Annotated in this window: 20 protein-coding genes and 1 riboswitch; of the genes, 1 reads left to right on the top strand and 19 read right to left on the bottom strand. The window is 47.2% G+C overall.

What is annotated here, in order from left to right:
• Window positions 1-5: 5 nt before the first annotated feature.
• The 8 genes from nusB to DHX103_RS15815 all read right to left on the bottom strand — a co-directional run bounded on the left by nusB (window position 6) and on the right by DHX103_RS15815 (window position 7,792).
• On the bottom strand, window positions 6-395 hold the full coding sequence (gene nusB / locus DHX103_RS15850; protein WP_422123177.1) for a transcription antitermination factor NusB: 390 nt from the start codon (window positions 393-395) through the stop codon (window positions 6-8).
• Window positions 396-603: 208 nt separating this feature from the next.
• Window positions 604-1,002, bottom strand: a complete 399-nt coding sequence (locus DHX103_RS15845) for an Asp23/Gls24 family envelope stress response protein (RefSeq protein ID WP_422123176.1) — start codon at window positions 1,000-1,002, stop codon at window positions 604-606.
• 14 nt (window positions 1,003-1,016) lie between these two features.
• Window positions 1,017-2,366 (bottom strand): acetyl-CoA carboxylase biotin carboxylase subunit, encoded by a 1,350-nt coding sequence (accC, locus tag DHX103_RS15840; RefSeq protein WP_422124805.1) that lies wholly within the window; start codon window positions 2,364-2,366, stop codon window positions 1,017-1,019.
• A 17-nt stretch (window positions 2,367-2,383) separates the two neighbouring features.
• Entirely contained in the window at window positions 2,384-2,881 is a 498-nt protein-coding gene (gene accB, locus DHX103_RS15835; RefSeq protein WP_422124804.1) for an acetyl-CoA carboxylase biotin carboxyl carrier protein, read from the bottom strand.
• 92 nt (window positions 2,882-2,973) lie between these two features.
• Window positions 2,974-3,534, bottom strand: coding sequence for an elongation factor P (gene efp, locus DHX103_RS15830; RefSeq protein ID WP_422123175.1), 561 nt, complete (start codon window positions 3,532-3,534; stop codon window positions 2,974-2,976).
• A gap of 16 nt (window positions 3,535-3,550) precedes the next feature.
• The gene (locus DHX103_RS15825; RefSeq protein WP_422123174.1) at window positions 3,551-4,618 is read right to left on the bottom strand and encodes a M24 family metallopeptidase; all 1,068 of its coding nucleotides are present in this window, start codon (window positions 4,616-4,618) and stop codon (window positions 3,551-3,553) included.
• On the bottom strand, window positions 4,615-5,055 hold the full coding sequence (aroQ, locus tag DHX103_RS15820) for a type II 3-dehydroquinate dehydratase (RefSeq protein ID WP_422123173.1): 441 nt from the start codon (window positions 5,053-5,055) through the stop codon (window positions 4,615-4,617). Before aroQ ends, DHX103_RS15825 begins: the two co-directional genes overlap by 4 nt.
• A gap of 178 nt (window positions 5,056-5,233) precedes the next feature.
• Entirely contained in the window at window positions 5,234-7,792 is a 2,559-nt protein-coding gene (locus DHX103_RS15815; RefSeq protein WP_422123172.1) for a vitamin B12-dependent ribonucleotide reductase, read from the bottom strand.
• 373 nt (window positions 7,793-8,165) lie between these two features.
• Here DHX103_RS15815 and DHX103_RS15810 point away from each other — a divergent pair, with 373 nt between their 5' ends.
• Window positions 8,166-8,549 carry a rhodanese-like domain-containing protein gene (locus DHX103_RS15810; RefSeq protein WP_422123171.1) on the top strand — a complete coding sequence of 128 codons (384 nt, stop codon included), beginning with the start codon at window positions 8,166-8,168 and terminating at the stop codon, window positions 8,547-8,549.
• A gap of 102 nt (window positions 8,550-8,651) precedes the next feature.
• On the opposite strand, the gene gcvPB is transcribed toward DHX103_RS15810, so the two are convergent.
• The 11 genes from gcvPB to comGA form a co-directional block, all read right to left on the bottom strand.
• Window positions 8,652-10,115, bottom strand: a complete 1,464-nt coding sequence (gene gcvPB / locus DHX103_RS15805) for an aminomethyl-transferring glycine dehydrogenase subunit GcvPB (RefSeq protein WP_422123170.1) — start codon at window positions 10,113-10,115, stop codon at window positions 8,652-8,654.
• Entirely contained in the window at window positions 10,108-11,454 is a 1,347-nt protein-coding gene (gene gcvPA, locus DHX103_RS15800) for an aminomethyl-transferring glycine dehydrogenase subunit GcvPA (protein WP_422123169.1), read from the bottom strand. Before gcvPA ends, gcvPB begins: the two co-directional genes overlap by 8 nt.
• 26 nt (window positions 11,455-11,480) lie before the next feature.
• Window positions 11,481-12,578: a glycine cleavage system aminomethyltransferase GcvT gene (gcvT, locus tag DHX103_RS15795; RefSeq protein WP_422123168.1), complete on the bottom strand. Its 1,098-nt coding sequence runs from the start codon at window positions 12,576-12,578 to the stop codon at window positions 11,481-11,483.
• Between the two features lie 141 nt (window positions 12,579-12,719).
• A riboswitch (glycine riboswitch) is annotated at window positions 12,720-12,811 on the bottom strand.
• A gap of 142 nt (window positions 12,812-12,953) precedes the next feature.
• Complete coding sequence (locus DHX103_RS15790; RefSeq protein ID WP_422123167.1) at window positions 12,954-13,466, bottom strand: shikimate kinase; 513 nt, start codon at window positions 13,464-13,466, stop codon at window positions 12,954-12,956.
• A 23-nt stretch (window positions 13,467-13,489) separates the two neighbouring features.
• Entirely contained in the window at window positions 13,490-13,693 is a 204-nt protein-coding gene (locus DHX103_RS15785; RefSeq protein ID WP_422123166.1) for a hypothetical protein, read from the bottom strand.
• On the bottom strand, window positions 13,674-14,123 hold the full coding sequence (locus tag DHX103_RS15780; protein ID WP_422123165.1) for a competence type IV pilus minor pilin ComGF: 450 nt from the start codon (window positions 14,121-14,123) through the stop codon (window positions 13,674-13,676). Before DHX103_RS15780 ends, DHX103_RS15785 begins: the two co-directional genes overlap by 20 nt.
• A complete protein-coding gene (locus DHX103_RS15775) occupies window positions 14,111-14,350 on the bottom strand; it encodes a hypothetical protein (protein WP_422123164.1) in 240 nt (79 codons plus the stop codon). The genes DHX103_RS15780 and DHX103_RS15775 overlap by 13 nt, the downstream gene beginning before the upstream one ends.
• Before the next feature lie 49 nt (window positions 14,351-14,399).
• Window positions 14,400-14,894, bottom strand: a complete 495-nt coding sequence (locus DHX103_RS15770; RefSeq protein ID WP_422123163.1) for a prepilin-type N-terminal cleavage/methylation domain-containing protein — start codon at window positions 14,892-14,894, stop codon at window positions 14,400-14,402.
• Window positions 14,828-15,145 carry a competence type IV pilus major pilin ComGC gene (gene comGC, locus DHX103_RS15765; RefSeq protein ID WP_422123162.1) on the bottom strand — a complete coding sequence of 106 codons (318 nt, stop codon included), beginning with the start codon at window positions 15,143-15,145 and terminating at the stop codon, window positions 14,828-14,830. Before comGC ends, DHX103_RS15770 begins: the two co-directional genes overlap by 67 nt.
• 13 nt (window positions 15,146-15,158) lie before the next feature.
• Complete coding sequence (gene comGB / locus DHX103_RS15760; protein WP_422123161.1) at window positions 15,159-16,199, bottom strand: competence type IV pilus assembly protein ComGB; 1,041 nt, start codon at window positions 16,197-16,199, stop codon at window positions 15,159-15,161.
• Window positions 16,156-17,196, bottom strand: a complete 1,041-nt coding sequence (gene comGA / locus DHX103_RS15755; protein WP_422123160.1) for a competence type IV pilus ATPase ComGA — start codon at window positions 17,194-17,196, stop codon at window positions 16,156-16,158. The genes comGB and comGA overlap by 44 nt, the downstream gene beginning before the upstream one ends.
• Window positions 17,197-17,580: the final 384 nt, after the last annotated feature.

The raw sequence follows: 17,580 nt of genomic DNA, 5'->3' as shown, positions 1-17,580 counted from the left end.
CCAGATTAATTTTCGAGTTCATCGGTAAACTTCGACAATACACCGTTCACAAATCGGCTGGATGTATTATCGCCGAAGGTTTTGCTCAATTCGATTGCTTCATTCATGACCACGCGCGAGGGGGCATCTTCCATATAAGACAATTCGAATACAGCCATGCGCAAAATCGTACGCTCGATTTTCGGCAATCTTTCCAGAGACCAGTTTTCAAGATGACCTTTTAATTTTTCGTCGATAGCCGCCATATTCGTATGGGTGCCTTCGACCAGCAGGTTATAGAAATTATCATCGCTGCCGTTCATAACATGCTCGATCGCTTCTGCCACCGTCAATTCTGTGCCCTCCAACTGAAATAAAGTCTGGAGTGCTTTTTCGCGTGCTTCATGTCGTTTCATAATAAACCCGGTCTCCTTTTCACTGCTAATTAACACCCATTATACAGATAATCCACCGATAGTTCCATGTTTGAAATGTTCGGAAAACGGCAGCATGAACTACTGGCGGAATTTTTTCGCCTGGCATACCGACAGTTCCTCTGTATTCAAGTTTTATGGAATTAAAAAAGCCGGCCAACACCGCACCGGGTGTTGGGCCGTCCTCTATTCAGTCGATCATCTGCTGTGACTCAAACTGGATGCCTGTCACATGGACATTCACTTCCTGTGTTTGCAGCGAAGTCATGTTCTCAAGCGTTTGGCGCACCTGCTCTTGAATTTTCTGGGCAGTTTTCGGAATCGAAACGCCGTAATTGATCACACAATACACATCAATCATCAGGCCATCGGCGGAAAGTTCCGTCTTCACGCCTTTGCCGTGCACTTTTTTGCCCAGACGTTCTGCAACGCCTGAGGCAAAGTTGCCGCGCATGCTGGCAACTCCTTCAATATCGGAAGCAGCAATGCTGGCGATAATTTCAAGAACTTCCGGCGCAACCTCGATGTTACCGAGATCCTGTTTATTCGTCGGTTTCACCTTTACATATGGAATCGTTTTTTCAGCCATAAAGACATTCCTCCTTAAGAATTCAACACATCATACTTTTCAAGGAATTTCGTATTGAAATCACCTGATTTGAAAACTTCATGGTCCATCAATTTCAAATGGAAGGGAATTGTTGTGAATACGCCTTCTATGACAAATTCTCCCAGCGCCCGTTTCATCTTGGCCACTGCTTCTTCACGCGTATCGGCAAACGTAATCAGTTTTGCCACCATCGAATCATAATATGGCGGTATGCTGTAGCCGGAATACATTGCTGAATCGATGCGAACGCCCATACCGCCCGGCGGCAGATACATATCCACACGGCCGGCAGAAGGCATGAAATTCTTCGCAGGATTTTCAGCATTGATGCGGCATTCAATGGACCAGCCTTTGAACGTAATGTCTTCCTGGCCGAAACTCAATGTTTCACCGGAAGCCACACGCAATTGCTGTTGGATCAAATCCACACCCGTGATCATCTCGGTTACCGGATGCTCCACCTGGATGCGGGTATTCATTTCCATGAAGTAGAATTTCTGGTTTACGGCGTCGAAGATGAATTCCACTGTACCCGCACCGCGGTAATCCACCGCTAATGCGGCTTTCACTGCGGCATCGCCCATTTCTGCCCGAAGTTCCGGAGACAAAGCGGGCGAAGGAGCTTCTTCCACCAATTTTTGCATGCGGCGCTGAATTGAACAATCCCGCTCGCCGAGATGCACAGCATTGCCGTGGGAATCTGCCAATACCTGAATTTCGATATGGCGGAAGTCTTCGATGAATTTTTCAATATAAACACCAGGATTGCCAAACGCTGCGGCAGCTTCCTTTTGCGTCATGCGAAGGCCGGTAACGAAATCTTCACGGCTTCTCGCCACTCGGATCCCTTTTCCGCCGCCGCCGGCAGTTGCTTTGATGATAACCGGAAATCCAAGTTTCTCGGCAATTTTCAATCCGTCTTCTTCACTGGCGACAATTCCTGTAGAGCCTGGCACAACAGGAACACCGGCTTTTCGCATTGTTTCCCGGGCAACATCCTTGGTTCCCATTCTGGAAATCGCATCCGATGTGGGCCCGATGAACATGATATCGCATTCCTCACACAACTCAGCAAAGCTTGCATTTTCTGCTAGAAAACCGTAACCGGGATGGATGCCGTCGCAATTGGTTAATTTTGCCACGGAAATGATGTTTGAAAAGTTTAAATAGCTGTCTTTTGAAAGTTTCGGACCGATGCAATACGCTTCATCCGCCAACTCGACGTGCAGAGCTTCTTTATCGGCTTCGGAATAGACTGCGACTGTTGCGATGTCCATTTCCTTACATGCACGGATAATGCGCACAGCAATTTCTCCGCGATTCGCAATCAATACTTTTTTCATCGTCATGTCCCCCCTCCTCAGTTTGTTTTAACGAGGAATAAAGGCTGGCCATATTCGACGAGTTGTCCGTCTTTTACAAGAATTTCAGCAATTTCCCCATCAACTTCAGCTTCAATTTCATTGAAGAGTTTCATGGCTTCCACGATGCAGACAATCTGTTCACCAGAGACTTTTGATCCCACTTGCACATATGCAGCTTCTTCCGGTGATGGCGACTGATAGAATGTGCCGACCATTGGTGACAGAATTTTATGCATATCTGCGTTTGCAGCTTCAGATTCAGTTGTTGGTTCCGGCGCTTTTGCTTCCGACACGGGTGCTTGAGGCGCTGCAGGTGCTGCAGGAGCCTGTGGCGTTGATACGGCCGGTGCTGCAGGTGCTGATGAGTCAGTTGCTGCAGAGCCGTTTTCTTTTTTCAGTTTGATTTTAACGCCTTCTGCTTCATATTTAAATTCGGTGATCGATGAACCATCGACCAATTTGATGATTTCGCGTATTTCCTGTATTTTCAAAATGTCCTTCTCCCCTTATGTATAAATATTTTTACCTTATAGATTGTTCTTTTAAAAAAACGGCCCCCCTCTGGAGGAAGGCGTTATTTCACTTTTTATTGTGCACGCGAAACGTACGAACCATCAGTTGTGTTGATGATCAAGTGATCGTCTTCATTAATGAAGAAAGGCACTTGAACGGATAATCCTGTAGATAGGACAGCCGGTTTTGTTCCACCGCTGGCCGTATCCCCTTTAATGCCAGGATCCGTTGCAACAACTTTCAGAACAACCGTGTTCGGCAATTCGACGCCCAACACTTCGCCGTGGAATTCGATAACTTGAACTTCCATGTTTTCCTGCAGGAATTTCAATTCATATTCAATGCTTTTCTCCGGCAATTCGATTTGATCGTATGTTTCGGTATCCATAAATGCATGGACATCACCGTTTGCGTATAAATATTGCATTTTTTTGTTGTCAATCTGTGCTTTGGCCACTTTTTCACCTGCACGGAATGTTTTTTCCGTGACACTGCCTGTACGTAAATTGCGCAGTTTCGAACGAACGAAAGCTGCTCCTTTACCCGGTTTTACGTGCTGGAATTCCATGACGCGCCAAATGCCGCCATCCACTTCAATTGTTACACCTGTTTTAAAATCGTTTACTGAAATCATATAATTTCCTCCGTTTTTATAAAATGCGCAGTTCTTTTGACGATTTAGTCAGTCTTACGTTTCCGGACTCGGTAATTAGTATATCATCTTCAATGCGTACTCCGCCAATACCCGGCAAATAAATGCCCGGTTCAACAGTCACGGCCATACCGGGTTCCAGCACTGTCTGTGATTTTGCTGACAAGGCTGGTGCTTCGTGCACTTCAAGTCCGATGCCGTGGCCTGTCGAATGGCCAAATGCATCGCCATACCCTTTGGCTTTGATATGATCACGTCCGATGGCATCCGCGTCAAAGCCAGTCATTCCGGGTCCAATTTTTTCAACGCCCAGTTCCTGCGCTTCCAACACAATCTGATAAATTTCTTTCAATTTTTCAGACGGTTCACCGACGGCAACTGTCCGTGTGATATCCGAGATATACCCATTATATAGAGCCCCAAAATCCATCGTCACAAAGTCACCTGATTCGATCACTTTGTCAGATGCCCTGCCGTGAGGCAAAGCTGAACGGAATCCCGATGCGACGATGATATCAAAGGAAGACGATTCTGCTCCTTGCTTGCGCATGAAGAATTCGAGTTCATTTGAAACTTCCAATTCAGTCAGGCCGGGTTTGATGAATGTGCAAATGTATTCATAGGCATCATCCGCGATTTTCGCAGCCGCTTGCAGGATTTCCACTTCTTCAGCTGTTTTGATTATGCGGATTTTTTCAATGATCCCACTTACTGGAACCAATTCAGCCTCCATCTTTTCTTTGTATTGTTCGTATGCTGAATATGTAACAAAATCTTTTTCAAAACTGAGCGATTTCAGTCCCAAACTCTTCACTTGGTCCGCTGTCTCTTCCAGCAGATTCGTTTTGGCTTTGATGATTTCAAAACCTTTACACTGCTCTGCTGCCTGTTCGGTGTACCGGAAATCTGTGATAAAAAGCGCTTTTTCCGGCGTAACAATTGCCAGCCCCGATGAGCCTGTAAATTCAGTGATATAGCGAAGGTTGAATTCGCTGGTGATGAGGAATCCCTCAATTTTTTGTTGAGCCATTTCGTTTCGCAGTTTTTGCAGTTTCAATGTGGTCATCCTCTCTGATTTCGCAACAGCAAAGCATGCAGACCCAGGAAATAAACATCTTTTCCAAAACCCGTGATCTGGCCTGCCGCCACCGGCGCTAGATATGAATGGTGGCGAAAGTCTTCGCGTTTATGAACATTTGAAATATGTACTTCAATTACAGGGACTTGAATAGAAGCGATGGCATCCCGAATTGCAATGCTCGTATGCGTGTAAGCACCGGCGTTCAGAACGACTCCATCCAGATTTTGACGTTCTGCCTGCTGAAGCCAGTCAATTATTTCGCCTTCATGGTTCGATTGGCTGCATGTCAGCTCGATGCTATTATCGAATGCAAATTGTTCCAGTTCATGTTCCAGTTCGGCCAGCGTAAACGTGCCGTAGGCATCCGGTTCCCGTTTGCCAAGACGGTTCAGATTGGGTCCATTCAATATCAAAACGCGCATCTTCTTCACTCCCCGTCGATAACTTCTTCATTATTTTATCATACGAGCAGAATCGAGCAACTATAAGCGGGAAAATCGGCATGCCGGGAACAACTTAAATTTTGGGTGCCGTTGCCATAAATAAGTTCGCAAATAAATAAAAGCGGAAGCTAAGGCTCCCGCTTTTATTATTTAGTTTTTATAGTCCGCATTTCAATTGAGCCGCGCAATTCGTGCAGGTGTTGCAGCCGCCCATTTCTTCAACTGTCCCTTTGCGGCAGACCGGGCACGTGTCGCCCACTTCTGAACCGATGGTGACATTCGTCGAACGCAGATCCTGGATCGTGTCGATCAACACGATCGGGCGTTTTGTCTGAACTTCTTCCGGAGCTTCATCTTCAAATGTGTTTTCTTCCGCTTTCAAAGTAAGCACCTGGGAGTCACGGCTGCCGTCAACATAAACCGTTCCGCCTTTGGCACCGCCTTTATAAAGCCGTTCGTAGACGCCTTGCACCTGTTCGACTGTATAGCCGCGCGGTGCATTGACGGTTTTTGAAATCGATGAATCGATCCAGCGCTGGATGATGCATTGCACATCGGCATGCGCTTCCGGCGCCAGCTCCATGGAAGTGATGAAAGCCTTCGGCAAATCGTCTTCACGGGCTTCCGGATTGTTTTTCAAATATTCACGAACGATATCCGCTTTGACTTCGATGAACTTGCCAAGGCGTCCACTGCGGTAGTATGTGAATGAATAATAAGGCTCAAGCCCCGTCGAGACGCCTACCATCGTGCCGGTGGAACCGGTTGGTGCAACCGTCAGCAAATGCGAATTGCGAATGCCGTTCGCCAAAATGCCTTCACGGATCTCTTCCGGCATGCCTTTCATAAATCCTGTTTCAGTGAATGCTTTGCGAAGTGCTGCTGTCTGTTCTGCTGTTTCCCCTTCAAGGAACGGGAAGCTGCCGCGTTCGGCCGCCAGTTCAGTCGAAACTTCATAAGCTGCTATGGCGATGGTCTTGAAGATTTCATCGACAAGCTCATTGCCTTCCGGCGAGCCATATTCTTTATCACAATAAATCAACAGGTCAGCGAGTCCCATAACTCCGAGACCGACGCGGCGTTCACCTAATGCTTGAAGACGATTCTCTTCAAGGAAATAAGGTGTTGCGTCAATGACATTATCCTGCATGCGCACACCGACGCGCACCGTTTCCTTCAGCGATTCAAAATCGACCGTCTTCGTTTTCGGATCCGCGAATCTGGCCAGGTTGACTGCAGCCAGGTTACAAACCGAATTGGGTGCCAGCGGCTGTTCGCCGCAAGGGTTAGTGGCAACCACTTTTTGGCCGTACGCTGTGGCATTGGTTTTTTCATTGGCGTTATCGATGAAGAAGATGCCCGGTTCCGCCGAATAAGTGGCGCAAACATTGATGAGGTTCCACAGATCACGAGCTTTCATCGTGCGGTAAGTGCGGACTTTATGGCCCAAACGCTCCCATTCGCGCACATCGCCGACTTCCTGCCATTGTTCGTTGTAAAGCGCCATTTCTTCTTTTGAATAGGATTCTACAGCCGGGAAACGCAAGTCGAAATCAGCGTCTTTTTCCACAGCTTCCATAAAATCACTTGTCAAAGTTACGGAAATGTTCGCCCCTGTCAGGAATTCCTCGTTATGGACTGAATACGTGCCGCCGTCACGAAGTTTCGTGTCTGCGTCGCGCATGATTTTTTCATTGAATCCGCCCATTCCCGGAATTGCACGATAGTTCAGAACCCCTTGGTACATCGCTTCTTCCTGTTCCGTCAATGGCTTGAATTTCAGTTTATCTTTCGCCAATTTCCGGATCGTTTCATCTTCAGTATTCTCGATCAGGTAACGGAGGATACGCGGGTTCTGCATTTTGGAGATGATGAATTCTGCGATGTCCGGATGCCAGTCTGCCAGCATGATCATCTGTGCACCACGGCGCGATCCGCCTTGTTCCACCAGATGGGTCAGTTTCGCGATGTCATCGAGCCACGATACTGAACCGGAAGATTTGCCGTTTACACCTCGCGCCAGCGTATTGCGGGGACGCAAAGTCGAACCGTTTGTGCCAACACCGCCGCCGCGGCTCATGATTTCCATCACTTGTTTGCGGTGGTCGGAAATTCCTTCACGGGAATCTGCTACAAATGGCATTACATAACAATTAAAATATGTAACGTCCGTGTCAGCCCCCGCTCCGTAAAGAACGCGTCCGGCAGGAATAAACTTCAGTCCGACCAGCTGCTCATAAAATTTCGAAAACCATTCCTGTCTCTTTTCTTCTGTTTTTTCCACAGCAGCGAGCCCTGTCGCATTCCGTTTGGCAATTTGTTCATAATAAACTTCGAGGGGTTTTTCGATAACGTCAAGAGATTTTACGACGATGCCGTTTTCCAGGTCCTCCTGATTATCAATCGCGCTGCGATAATTTTCCTCAATCCAAACTTCCGCCTGATTGGCCTGTCGGTCGATGGACACAATAAACCCGAGTCCGCGTGCCGGGAATTTCGGATCTTCTTTTACGGTCAAAACGACAAAATCTCCCGCCTTCAACGTTTTCTTTTCCGTATCTTTGAAAGAGTAGCGGTCAATCATGACCAGCCGGGAAACGCCTTTATGTGTTGTCGACATGTCAGGTGTAATTGGGTGTACTTGCGAAAATTGCTCGATGTCCCTGTTCAGAGCTTCAGGATTTAAAGTAAAAACAGATTTAGTTGCAGAAACCATTTGACAAATCCTCCTTTATATTATAGGGGTAAACACAATATATAGTACTTATACTGTTCCCATAATACTATATGTTGAAACTGGTTTCCATAACAAAATTTTGACTCTCCGCCTTTACATGAAGGCAAACTCTGCGCTGACAAGCTTTATGCAAATCGATTTTTTAAAAATGAGTCAAAAGTGATATTATTCGCACCGCATCATTGCTCATGAAAAGCGTTGGCAATGATAAATTTTCATGAAGATTAATTTGCATCCGAACTTGAGAATTTTCACAACATCGCCTCTTTTTTATTGCTGAATGAAATATTGCCATTGAATTAAAGAACCTACTTCTCTTATAATGAAGGAAGAATAGAAAGGGGAAAGACCATTGGAATTCTTGTATTTTATCGCCGCGTTCTTATTCGCGATTATTGTTTATGCACTGGTAACATTTTTCAAAGCGAAAAAAGCTGTCACCACACTTACCCAGGAACAATTCATCGAAGGTTACCGGAAAGCCCAGCTGATTGATGTACGCGAGCCCAAAGATTTCGCCGCAGGGCATATTCTTGGAGCGCGCAATATTCCACAAACTCAAATGAAACAGCGTTATAAGGAAATCCGCACCGACAAGCCCGTTTATTTGTATGACCAGAACGGCGCACGCACTGGCCGTGTAGCGATTTACCTGAAAAAACAGGGCTATGACCAGGTCTATCAATTGCAAGGCGGTTTCAAGCAATGGACCGGAAAAATCAGATCAAAATCCTAAAACACACACTCTTCCTCCGTGGAAGAGTTTTTTTCACAAAAAAATCATTGTGCAATGCCCAAAAAAGCCTGGAAGCAAAATCTGCTTCCAGGCTTTTTTCTATTATTCAGCTTTGTAATAACGCAACACGGGTTTGCGCGCTGCTTTTGTTTCATCGAGGCGTTTGATGACCGTGGTGTGAGGCGCATCCTGGACGATCTCTGGATTCTCTTCCACTTCACGGGCAATCTGGATCATTGCATCGATGAACGCATCAAGTGTTTCTTTTGATTCCGTTTCTGTCGGTTCGATCATCATGCCTTCTTCCACATTTATCGGGAAGTAGATTGTCGGTGGATGGTAACCGAAATCAAGCAGACGTTTTGCCATATCCAACGTGCGCACGCCTAATTTTTTCTGGCGGCGGCCGCTCAGGACAAATTCATGTTTGCAATGGCGGTCATATGGCAGATCGAAATGTGGCTGCAATCGGCGCATCATATAGTTCGCGTTCAAAACGGCATATTCCGTCACGGCTTTCAAGCCATCCGGCCCCATTGAGCGGATGTACGTGTAGGCACGCACGTTAATGCCGAAGTTGCCGTAAAACGGTTTGACGCGGCCGATCGATTGCGGGCGGTCGTAGTCAAATGTGAATACATCATTCTTTTTGACCAAAATCGGTTTTGGCAAGTAAGGCAATAAATCTTTATTGACGCCGACAGGACCTGATCCCGGTCCGCCGCCGCCGTGTGGGCCAGTGAACGTCTTGTGCAGATTCAAGTGGACCACATCAAAGCCCATGTCTCCCGGGCGTGCTTTCGACATAACCGCATTCAGGTTGGCGCCGTCGTAATAAAGCTTGCCGCCGACTCCATGGATAATGGCTGCCATTTCCAAAATCTGTTCTTCGAAAAGGCCCAGTGTATTCGGGTTTGTCAGCATCAATGCAGCAGTGTCTTCCCCGACTACCCGTTTCAAATCATCCAAATCGACGAGGCCATGTTCGTTCGATTTAACCGTCACGGTTTCAAATCCGGCTACTGTTGCAGAAGCAGGGTTTGTGCCATGCGCTGAATCCGGAACGATAACTTTTGTGCGTTTGGTGTCGCCATTCGCTTCGTGGAAGGCACGGATCATCATCAAACCTGTCCACTCGCCGTGTGCACCCGCGGCCGGTTGAAGCGTCACTTCATCCATTCCCGTAATTTCCTTCAGGTGTTCCTGGAGGTCATACATCAATTCCATCGCGCCTTGGACAGTTGACTCATCCTGCAACGGATGGATATTGGCAAAGCCGGAATAGCGTGCAACGGATTCGTTGATTTTCGGATTGTATTTCATTGTGCAGGAGCCGAGTGGGTAGAAACCGGAATCGACTCCGTGGTTGCGTTTGGACAAAGCCGTGTAATGGCGCATGATATCCAGTTCAGAAACCTCCGGCAAATCGGCAGCTTCAACGCGTAGCAATCCTTCCGGCAATAGAGCAGCGAGATCCACTTCAGGAACATCGAGTTCCGGCAGGCTGTAGCCGACACGGCCTTCTTTCGTCATTTCAAAAATGAGCGGTTGGTTGTCTTTATGCATGAGTAGCCCCCATTTCCTGCACGAATGCATCAATTTCTTCTTTCGTGCGCTGTTCCGTAACGGCAACAAGCACGTGTCCTGCAAATTCTTCGTAGCTCAAGCCCAGGTCATAGCCGCCGATCATCCCTTTTTCAAGGAGTGAAGCGTTCAGTGATTTAACCGCTGAATCCGTTTTAACGACGATCTCATTGAAATGAGCGCCTTCAAATGCGATGTCAAAACCGGCCGCTTTCAATTGTTGCTTCATATAATGTGTTTTCGTGATGTTCTGGATGGCGATTTCCTTGGTGCCTTGTTTGCCGAGCGCTGTCATCGCGACGGATGCTGCCAACGCATTCAATGCCTGATTCGAACAGATATTCGAAGTCGCTTTGTCGCGGCGGATATGCTGTTCTCTGGCCTGCAGGGTCAAAACGAAACCGCGGCGTCCGTCTTCATCTGTCGTTTCACCGACAAGACGGCCTGGCACTTTTCGCATCAACGCTTTGGTCACTGCGAAATAACCGCAATGAGGTCCGCCGAATGCTTCTGGAATGCCGAATGGCTGCGCATCACCGACTGTAATATCTGCACCGAGCTTGCCTGGCGACGTCAACGCGCCAAGAGCCAGCGGGTTTGACGAGACGGCGAACAATGCGCCTGCACCGTGAACGATCGGCTCGATTTCTTTCAGGTTTTCCACCTGGCCGAAGAAGTTCGGATACTGGATCATGACTGCAGCGGTGTTGTCATCAATCATATCTTTCAAGGCTTCGAGATCCGTGTGTCCGTCTTTCAATGGAATTTCTTCCACTGCGATGGACTGTCCAAGCGCATAAGAACGGACCACATCACGCGTTTCCGGATGGACTGCGCGCGACACGAGAATTTTTTTGCGGCGCGTATGGCCCGCAGCCAGCATGCCGGCTTCAGCAAGCGCTGTGCCGCCGTCATACATCGACGAGTTGGCAATTTCCATGCCCGTCAATTCACTGATCATGGTCTGGAATTCAAAAATCGCCTGTAATTCGCCCTGAGAAATCTCCGGCTGATAAGGTGTGTAGGCCGTATAGAACTCAGAACGTGAAATCACATGATCCACGATGATCGGCTTGTAATGGTCATAGACGCCAGCGCCGAGGAATGAAGCATAAGAATTCGAATCGGCGTTTTTGGCAGCCAATTGCGACAATTCTTTTGTCAGCGATGACTCGGATTTTGCCGCTTTGATGTTGTATTCGCCTTTAAAACGGACTTTTTCCGGAATGTCAGCAAATAATTCATCGATTGACCCGATTCCGATTGTGTCGAGCATTGCTTTTTCATCTTGAGGCGTCATTGGTAAATAGCGATGTTTCATCGATTGCAGTCCCCTTTTCAAATAGATTAATTGCTGCGTTTGTAAAATGGCGTTTCAACTGTAATGGCTTTCAGGCGTTTATTGCGGATTTCAACTTCAAATTCTTTGCCGATTTCAGCAAATTCCGTCGCTACAAGAGCGAGTCCGATATTTTTCTTCAATGAAGGAGATTGCGTGCCGGTCGTCACTTCCCCGATCTTTTCATCGTTCAGGTACACCGGGTAGCCATGGCGCGGAATGCCTTTGTCGATCATTTCAATGCCCACCAGCTTGCGTGGAACGCCAGCCTCTTTTTGTGCAGCAAGCGCATCTTTGCCAATGAAATCTTCCTTCGCCAATTTAACAACAAAGTTGATACCAGCTTCCAGCGGCGAAATGTCTTTTGACAGTTCCTGTCCGTAAAGTGCCAGGCAAGCTTCAAAACGCAATGTATCACGGGCGCCGAGTCCGGCAGGAATAACACCGTCCCCTTTGCCTTCACTTAATATTTCGTCCCATAACGCAATGGAAGCTTTTGGAGAAGCGTAGATTTCAAAGCCATTTTCTCCGGTATAGCCGGTACGGGATATGAGAACCGGGTGTCCGGCAATTACAACGTCCTTTTTAAAACGGAAAGGTTTGATGTCGGATAGATTTTCATCGGTCAATCGCTGAAGAACCGATTCAGCGAGGGGCCCCTGAAGTGCAAGCAAACCGTATTGATCTGACACATTTTCCAGAGAAACTCCTTCAATTACATGCTTTTGCATCCACTCAAAATCTTTGTCGATATTCGAGGCGTTGACGACCAGCATATAATGTTCGTCGTCAAAGCGGTACGTCAACAGGTCGTCGACAGTGCCCCCGTCCGGATAGCACATCGCCGTATATTGCGCCTGTCCATCCTTGATCTTGGAAATGTCATTGGTCAGCAGGTTTTGAAGAAATTCCAAACTTTTCGGACCGGAAACCAAAACTTCCCCCATATGCGATACATCGAAAAGACCTGCTTTTGTTCTCACAGCTTCGTGCTCTTCTTTGATGCTTGAAAACTGCACAGGCAATTCCCAGCCGCCGAAATCGATTGTTTTTCCGCCATACTGTTTGTACGACTCAAATAAAGGTGTACGTTGTAATTCTCCCATTCATCTTCCTCCTCATTTAACAGGTGCCATAAAAAAAGGACAGAGATTTCCCTCTAAAGGGAAATCTCTGTCCTGGAACCTGAAAGTTTACCGTTACGGTTTTCCTCTTTGGTAGCTGCCATGCAGCGTTCTCCAGAGATGCGTCCGGCACGAGTCTTTTTGCCTGAGAGATTCATGGCTTTTGCCACTTGCTCCTTCGGCGACGCTTTCGCGTGCTCTCCTCGTGCTTTCATCCGCCCAAATCAAAATGTTTGGTCCATAGCGCTATACTAAAATCGTATAACTTCGTCTATATCCTAACATTATTAGAAGGTAAGCGCAATCTATTTTGCAGACATGCATAGAAACCGAACGTTACAATGAAAAATCGTTTCTTTATTCGCCTTTTAGGCGATGCACTTGAAATGCGGCATAATGCGTTATTTGCCGCAACGAGCGATATTCTGTCCGGATCGTGATGTGGGCAGCCGCTTTATACAGCGGATAGCGGGCTTTATAGAGCGATTCGATCTGCTCTTTCGTCGAATTGACAACGATGGGGCGCCGGGGATCTTTGTGGATTCTGCGCCATATTTCACGGAACGGCGCATCCAGAAACAGCACCAGTCCCGTCCGGCGCATGATTTTACGATTTATCTCCCGCGTGGCCACACCGCCCCCCGTCGAAATGATGCAATCCTCATCTTTCAAATTCTGCAGAAATTGCGTTTCCAATTCCCTGAAATAGGCTTCTCCGTGGGTTTCGAAGATATCTGCGACAGCCATGCCACTTTGCCTTGCAATCTCCTTGTCCATGTCGTAATAAGGCATTTTCAGCACAAAACTGAGCCGCCTGCCTACTGCACTTTTACCGCATCCCATAAATCCAACCAAATAAATTCTTTTCATCCTATCACCCGATACTAACCTAATTACTCAGGTATTTTATTTTTCTCGATTTCTGCCAGTAGTTGTATAGTAGCATGACGGTGCATATTTTCCAATGCATCGTATGTTTTAAAATGCTGGCCATACAGTACTCCGGCATGCGACAAGAGCATTAATGCAGAAATGAAAAAAATTAGGGTGACAGGATAGACCGCCGCCTTTTCGGACTTAAGGACCTGTAATGGCATACTCGTACCTCTCTTCTGAACCATTCAACAACAGGGCAGTGATTTTCAAAACATCACCTTCCAAACTGAAACTGCAATGGCTGAGCCCAGTCATCATTATTTCATGGCCCTTGTCGAACTTCTGCTTCCGGATAAAGGATCCATACAGCTCGATATCGTATTCCTCGACGCCCCGGAACACCCGGAAACCTGTGCCGTCGTTTATAATTTGAACAGCATCGACAGAACTCAGATAGCTTTGAACTTCTGCCGAGAACAGACGCCACTCAATATTGCCTGCTTCCATATCTTCCATGTAATTGGCCGTATACAGATAAAAAATGACGATCAGCGGCAGGAGCGTTGCCACCAAAATCAGATCGAGCAAAACATTGTAGTAAACAACGCCCCGCTCATCGGCTGCGATTCGCTGCTTGGTTACTCTGCGCATATTGTCTCCGGCGTGTCTCGGTAGTTTTTATATTCCACACATAAAGCCGTGTCATAGTTCCATGAAAAAACCGTGCCATTTATTGTGCGCTCTCCCGAATCCCTGCCGGTTGCCAGGATTGTCTTTGCCGCTTCATGCATCGTTTCATAGGCTGTGGCACGCATTTGTTTATCGTCAAGTGTGCCGTGCATTTTCTGCATCAGCGGCAGGAGCGTTCCGAAAAGCATAAAAATAATCATCAGGCTGAGCATGGTTTCAGCCCAGGATATCCCTTTGTCATTCAGAAAATACCACCCTCCCTTTGCCCAGATGGACAATGACACGCTTTTCACCGCTGCTGGTATTAAAGCGCAGTGTTCCCGAAGCAACTACTGAACCGGACGGCCAATAAGCGATTTCTGTCAGATTGCTGGATCGTATTAAGGTAACGGAAGCCGGAATTTCCCGGGATGCCAGTGACGGAAGAAACATGTTTTGTGTGACATTGTATACGCCCAAATCTGACTGGAAAATCAGCTTAACCGTTTCCTTCATGCGGTAAGCTTCACTTTGTGCGTAATAAATATCGTTTCTGAGCAGCTGAAAAAAACGTTCCTCTTCTTTCTGGACCGTAAGATTATGATAGGCCGGCAAACCTATGCCTAGGCCAGCCATCAGAATAGCTAAGACCAAAATTACTTCCATCAACGTGAAGCCGCCGTTTTTTAGCTTCCAGGTTTTGTTGATGACACGACACCATCCGTAATAGTTACAGGATCGCCGTTCGGGCATTCTGTTTCTTCATCTTTTAAATACCCTGCAGTCACTAAATCTATCAGCGTTGGCATCGCCTTTACATCCATCCGGTAGGATTCCACCTGGCCCTGGACCATTTGGACAAATGCTTTGCAGCCTTTTTCGTCCACGGAAGATGTTTGCTTCGAAACATTCGGAATCGCTATGGCGATTAACACAGTGATGATCAACATGACAATAAGCATTTCGATTAAGGTGAAGCCTCTTTGGTTTTTTAATCGTTTCATTATATTTTCCTCCTCAAATGGTTTGGACCAAATTATACATCGGCAACAGGATCGCCAAATACGCTGCGACAATGCAAGCTGCAATGATGACAAAAAACGTCGGCTGGATGATTTTCAGCCATTTTTGGGTAAGCTGCTCAATCTGTTCCATCTGCACTTCGCTGTAAAGGATCAATTCTTTCCCAAGAAAACCGGTCAACTCTCCGTGCCTTAAAAAAGCCGGCATATCGGTTGACAGGATGCCCAGACGTTCGACCGCCGTCGACATCGATTCACCGAGAATAATTTGAGATTCGGCCGATGTGGCAATCGCTTGGATTACCTTGTGATGATTCTGATTGCGCAGCACCGCCAGCGATTCCTGCAAGGAAATTCCGCTGTGAACCAAAGTACCAAGTTCACGCCCCAACAGATGGGACCAATAGAGCCTTATATACTTTCTGACAACCGGAATCTGCAGCAACCACCTGATTTGCTTTTCAACCGGCTGCGATTTCAATACTTTCCAAAAGGCGACAGCAGCAGCCAGCACAACAACAATTGTCCCAATGAAAAAATCAGGCAACTTCAACAGGTAGCCCGGTACTCCCCCGCCACTTTCGCCCGATTGCAGCGATGCCATCAGCTCCGTCAGGTTCGGCACATAGCTCATTCGGAAAAAAAGAAAAAGCAAGGATGTAAAACCCAACAGCGACAAAGGATAGACCAGAATATTCTTCAGTTTTACCCGCACCTGTTCTGTTCTGCCGTAACTTTTGGCGATGCTTTGGAGTGAATGGGATAAACGGCCATGATGTTCCGCGATTTCAACAGGGAACAGCACGCCTTCTTTGAACCCGAGAAACTTTAACAGCTCGGCCGCATTGCCGCCATTTTTTAAGATGGCGGTAAGACCGTTTTCTGCCACATCCCAGTGTCGGCTGTGAATGGGCAAAAGCAGTGTCAATGCCGTGGGCAGGAGATAGCCTTCCGACAGCAGGACTGCCAGCCGCTCAAGAAATCTGGCGCGTTCACGCAAGTGAATCTTCGGCGTTTTTTTGTTTATCAAACGCACCGATCGTCACTCCTTCCCGAATCTGTCCAATAAATGAGAGCCGGTCTGGAAGCGTATAAACCTTATTTTCCTTGGCAGCGAGCAGCGCTTCCGCTAAACGGCTGCCGTGAAGAATTTCGAATAACGCCCGGTAGCATTGTTTTTCATCACCCAATTCGGCAAATACCGGCAAAATACGCTGCGCAGATATGGCCAGCAAAGTCTGTGACATATCTTCGTGGGATATGCCCAGATCTTTTAAGCGGTGGATGCAGCCGACAGAATGCCTGGCGTGGATTGTTGAAAAAACGAGATGGCCAGTCAACGCTGCGCGAACAGCAATATGCGCGGTTTCTGCGTCACGGATTTCGCCGATCATGATAATATCGGGGTCATGGCGCAGAATTGCCTTTAATCCGGTTGCGTAAGAGAGACCCGCTTTTTCATTGACCTGGATTTGCAGAATGGCCTGGTTTTTCCGTTCAACCGGATCTTCCAAAGTGATGATATTGCGGTTTAATGTGTCTGCGCAATGTTTTAACAAGGAATACAAAGTGGTCGATTTGCCGCAGCCGGTAGGTCCGGTCAGCAGAATCAGCCCTTGTGCGGATTCGGAAATCTTTTCAAGCAGCCTGGCAGAATCGCGAAAAGCTGCCAGTTCCTGAATCGGCTTTGCTGCTTCATCCGGCATGATGCGGATAACGATGCTTTCCTTCGTCAAAACGGAAGGCAGTGTCGAGATGCGAAAATAAAAGGATTTATTGTCGATAGGAAGTTGGAAGGAGCCTGTTTGGGGTTTTCTTTTTTCACTCATGTCCAGTAGGGAAAGATATTTGAAATAGGCAATCATGCGATCGCCAAAATCAAAGGGGATTTGTGATATTTGCCGCAACCCTTCAAAGGAGCGGAAAGAAACATTGTAGCAAGAAGGTGCGGGTTGGATGTGGATATCGGTTGTGTCGCATTCGGCTGCTGTTTGCAGCAGATCGACACATTTTCTTTCGATTATTTCCTGCATGGACCCCTCCAGAATTGTTTTAAACAGCGCCGCCTCGCTGTTCCCCCATAGTATAACCGCGGTCTTTCGACAAGAAAATAGTTTGGTCCAAAATAATTTTTTGCCCCCCTGTTTTCGGGGCAAAAATGATTTTTGAACCATTGCCAATTTAGGGGAATGAAAATAAGATTGCCTCCATAAAAGTTAAACTAATAATCCAAGGTAGTCGATATTCCGCAAAACAGCTTCGCTTGCCTGGGGGCTCGCGCTGAGCTAACTCGTGCTCGTTACACTTCGCCCGAGTGGATCTCAGCACTTCGCTTGGTCCCCTGGCCTGGGCGTCTTCGCTGTTTTGCTCCATATCTATGATACTCTCTCAATCAAAGCTACTTTCCCAGCGCCGGC

This window comes from Planococcus daihaiensis (assembly GCF_049262615.1).
GTDB lineage: Bacteria > Bacillota > Bacilli > Bacillales_A > Planococcaceae > Planococcus.
Note: the sequence above shows the minus strand (reverse complement) of the source record. Positions and strands in the feature narration are given on the sequence as shown.

Excerpts from the sequence above, each read along its gene's own strand:
- nusB (WP_422123177.1), bottom strand. The coding sequence starts at position 395 with ATGAAACGACATGAAGCACGCGAAAAAGCACTCCAGACTTTATTTCAG.
- DHX103_RS15845 (WP_422123176.1), bottom strand. The coding sequence starts at position 1,002 with ATGGCTGAAAAAACGATTCCATATGTAAAGGTGAAACCGACGAATAAA.
- accC (WP_422124805.1), bottom strand. The coding sequence starts at position 2,366 with ATGAAAAAAGTATTGATTGCGAATCGCGGAGAAATTGCTGTGCGCATT.
- efp (WP_422123175.1), bottom strand. The coding sequence starts at position 3,534 with ATGATTTCAGTAAACGATTTTAAAACAGGTGTAACAATTGAAGTGGAT.
- DHX103_RS15825 (WP_422123174.1), bottom strand. The coding sequence starts at position 4,618 with ATGACCACATTGAAACTGCAAAAACTGCGAAACGAAATGGCTCAACAA.
- aroQ (WP_422123173.1), bottom strand. The coding sequence starts at position 5,055 with ATGCGCGTTTTGATATTGAATGGACCCAATCTGAACCGTCTTGGCAAA.
- DHX103_RS15815 (WP_422123172.1), bottom strand. The coding sequence starts at position 7,792 with ATGGTTTCTGCAACTAAATCTGTTTTTACTTTAAATCCTGAAGCTCTG.
- gcvPB (WP_422123170.1), bottom strand. The coding sequence starts at position 10,115 with ATGCATAAAGACAACCAACCGCTCATTTTTGAAATGACGAAAGAAGGC.
- gcvPA (WP_422123169.1), bottom strand. The coding sequence starts at position 11,454 with ATGAAACATCGCTATTTACCAATGACGCCTCAAGATGAAAAAGCAATG.
- gcvT (WP_422123168.1), bottom strand. The coding sequence starts at position 12,578 with ATGGGAGAATTACAACGTACACCTTTATTTGAGTCGTACAAACAGTAT.
- DHX103_RS15790 (WP_422123167.1), bottom strand. The coding sequence starts at position 13,466 with ATGAAAAGAATTTATTTGGTTGGATTTATGGGATGCGGTAAAAGTGCA.
- DHX103_RS15785 (WP_422123166.1), bottom strand. The coding sequence starts at position 13,693 with ATGCCATTACAGGTCCTTAAGTCCGAAAAGGCGGCGGTCTATCCTGTC.
- DHX103_RS15780 (WP_422123165.1), bottom strand. The coding sequence starts at position 14,123 with ATGCGCAGAGTAACCAAGCAGCGAATCGCAGCCGATGAGCGGGGCGTT.
- DHX103_RS15775 (WP_422123164.1), bottom strand. The coding sequence starts at position 14,350 with ATGCTTTTCGGAACGCTCCTGCCGCTGATGCAGAAAATGCACGGCACA.
- DHX103_RS15770 (WP_422123163.1), bottom strand. The coding sequence starts at position 14,894 with ATGCCCGAACGGCGATCCTGTAACTATTACGGATGGTGTCGTGTCATC.
- comGC (WP_422123162.1), bottom strand. The coding sequence starts at position 15,145 with ATGAAACGATTAAAAAACCAAAGAGGCTTCACCTTAATCGAAATGCTT.
- comGA (WP_422123160.1), bottom strand. The coding sequence starts at position 17,196 with ATGCAGGAAATAATCGAAAGAAAATGTGTCGATCTGCTGCAAACAGCA.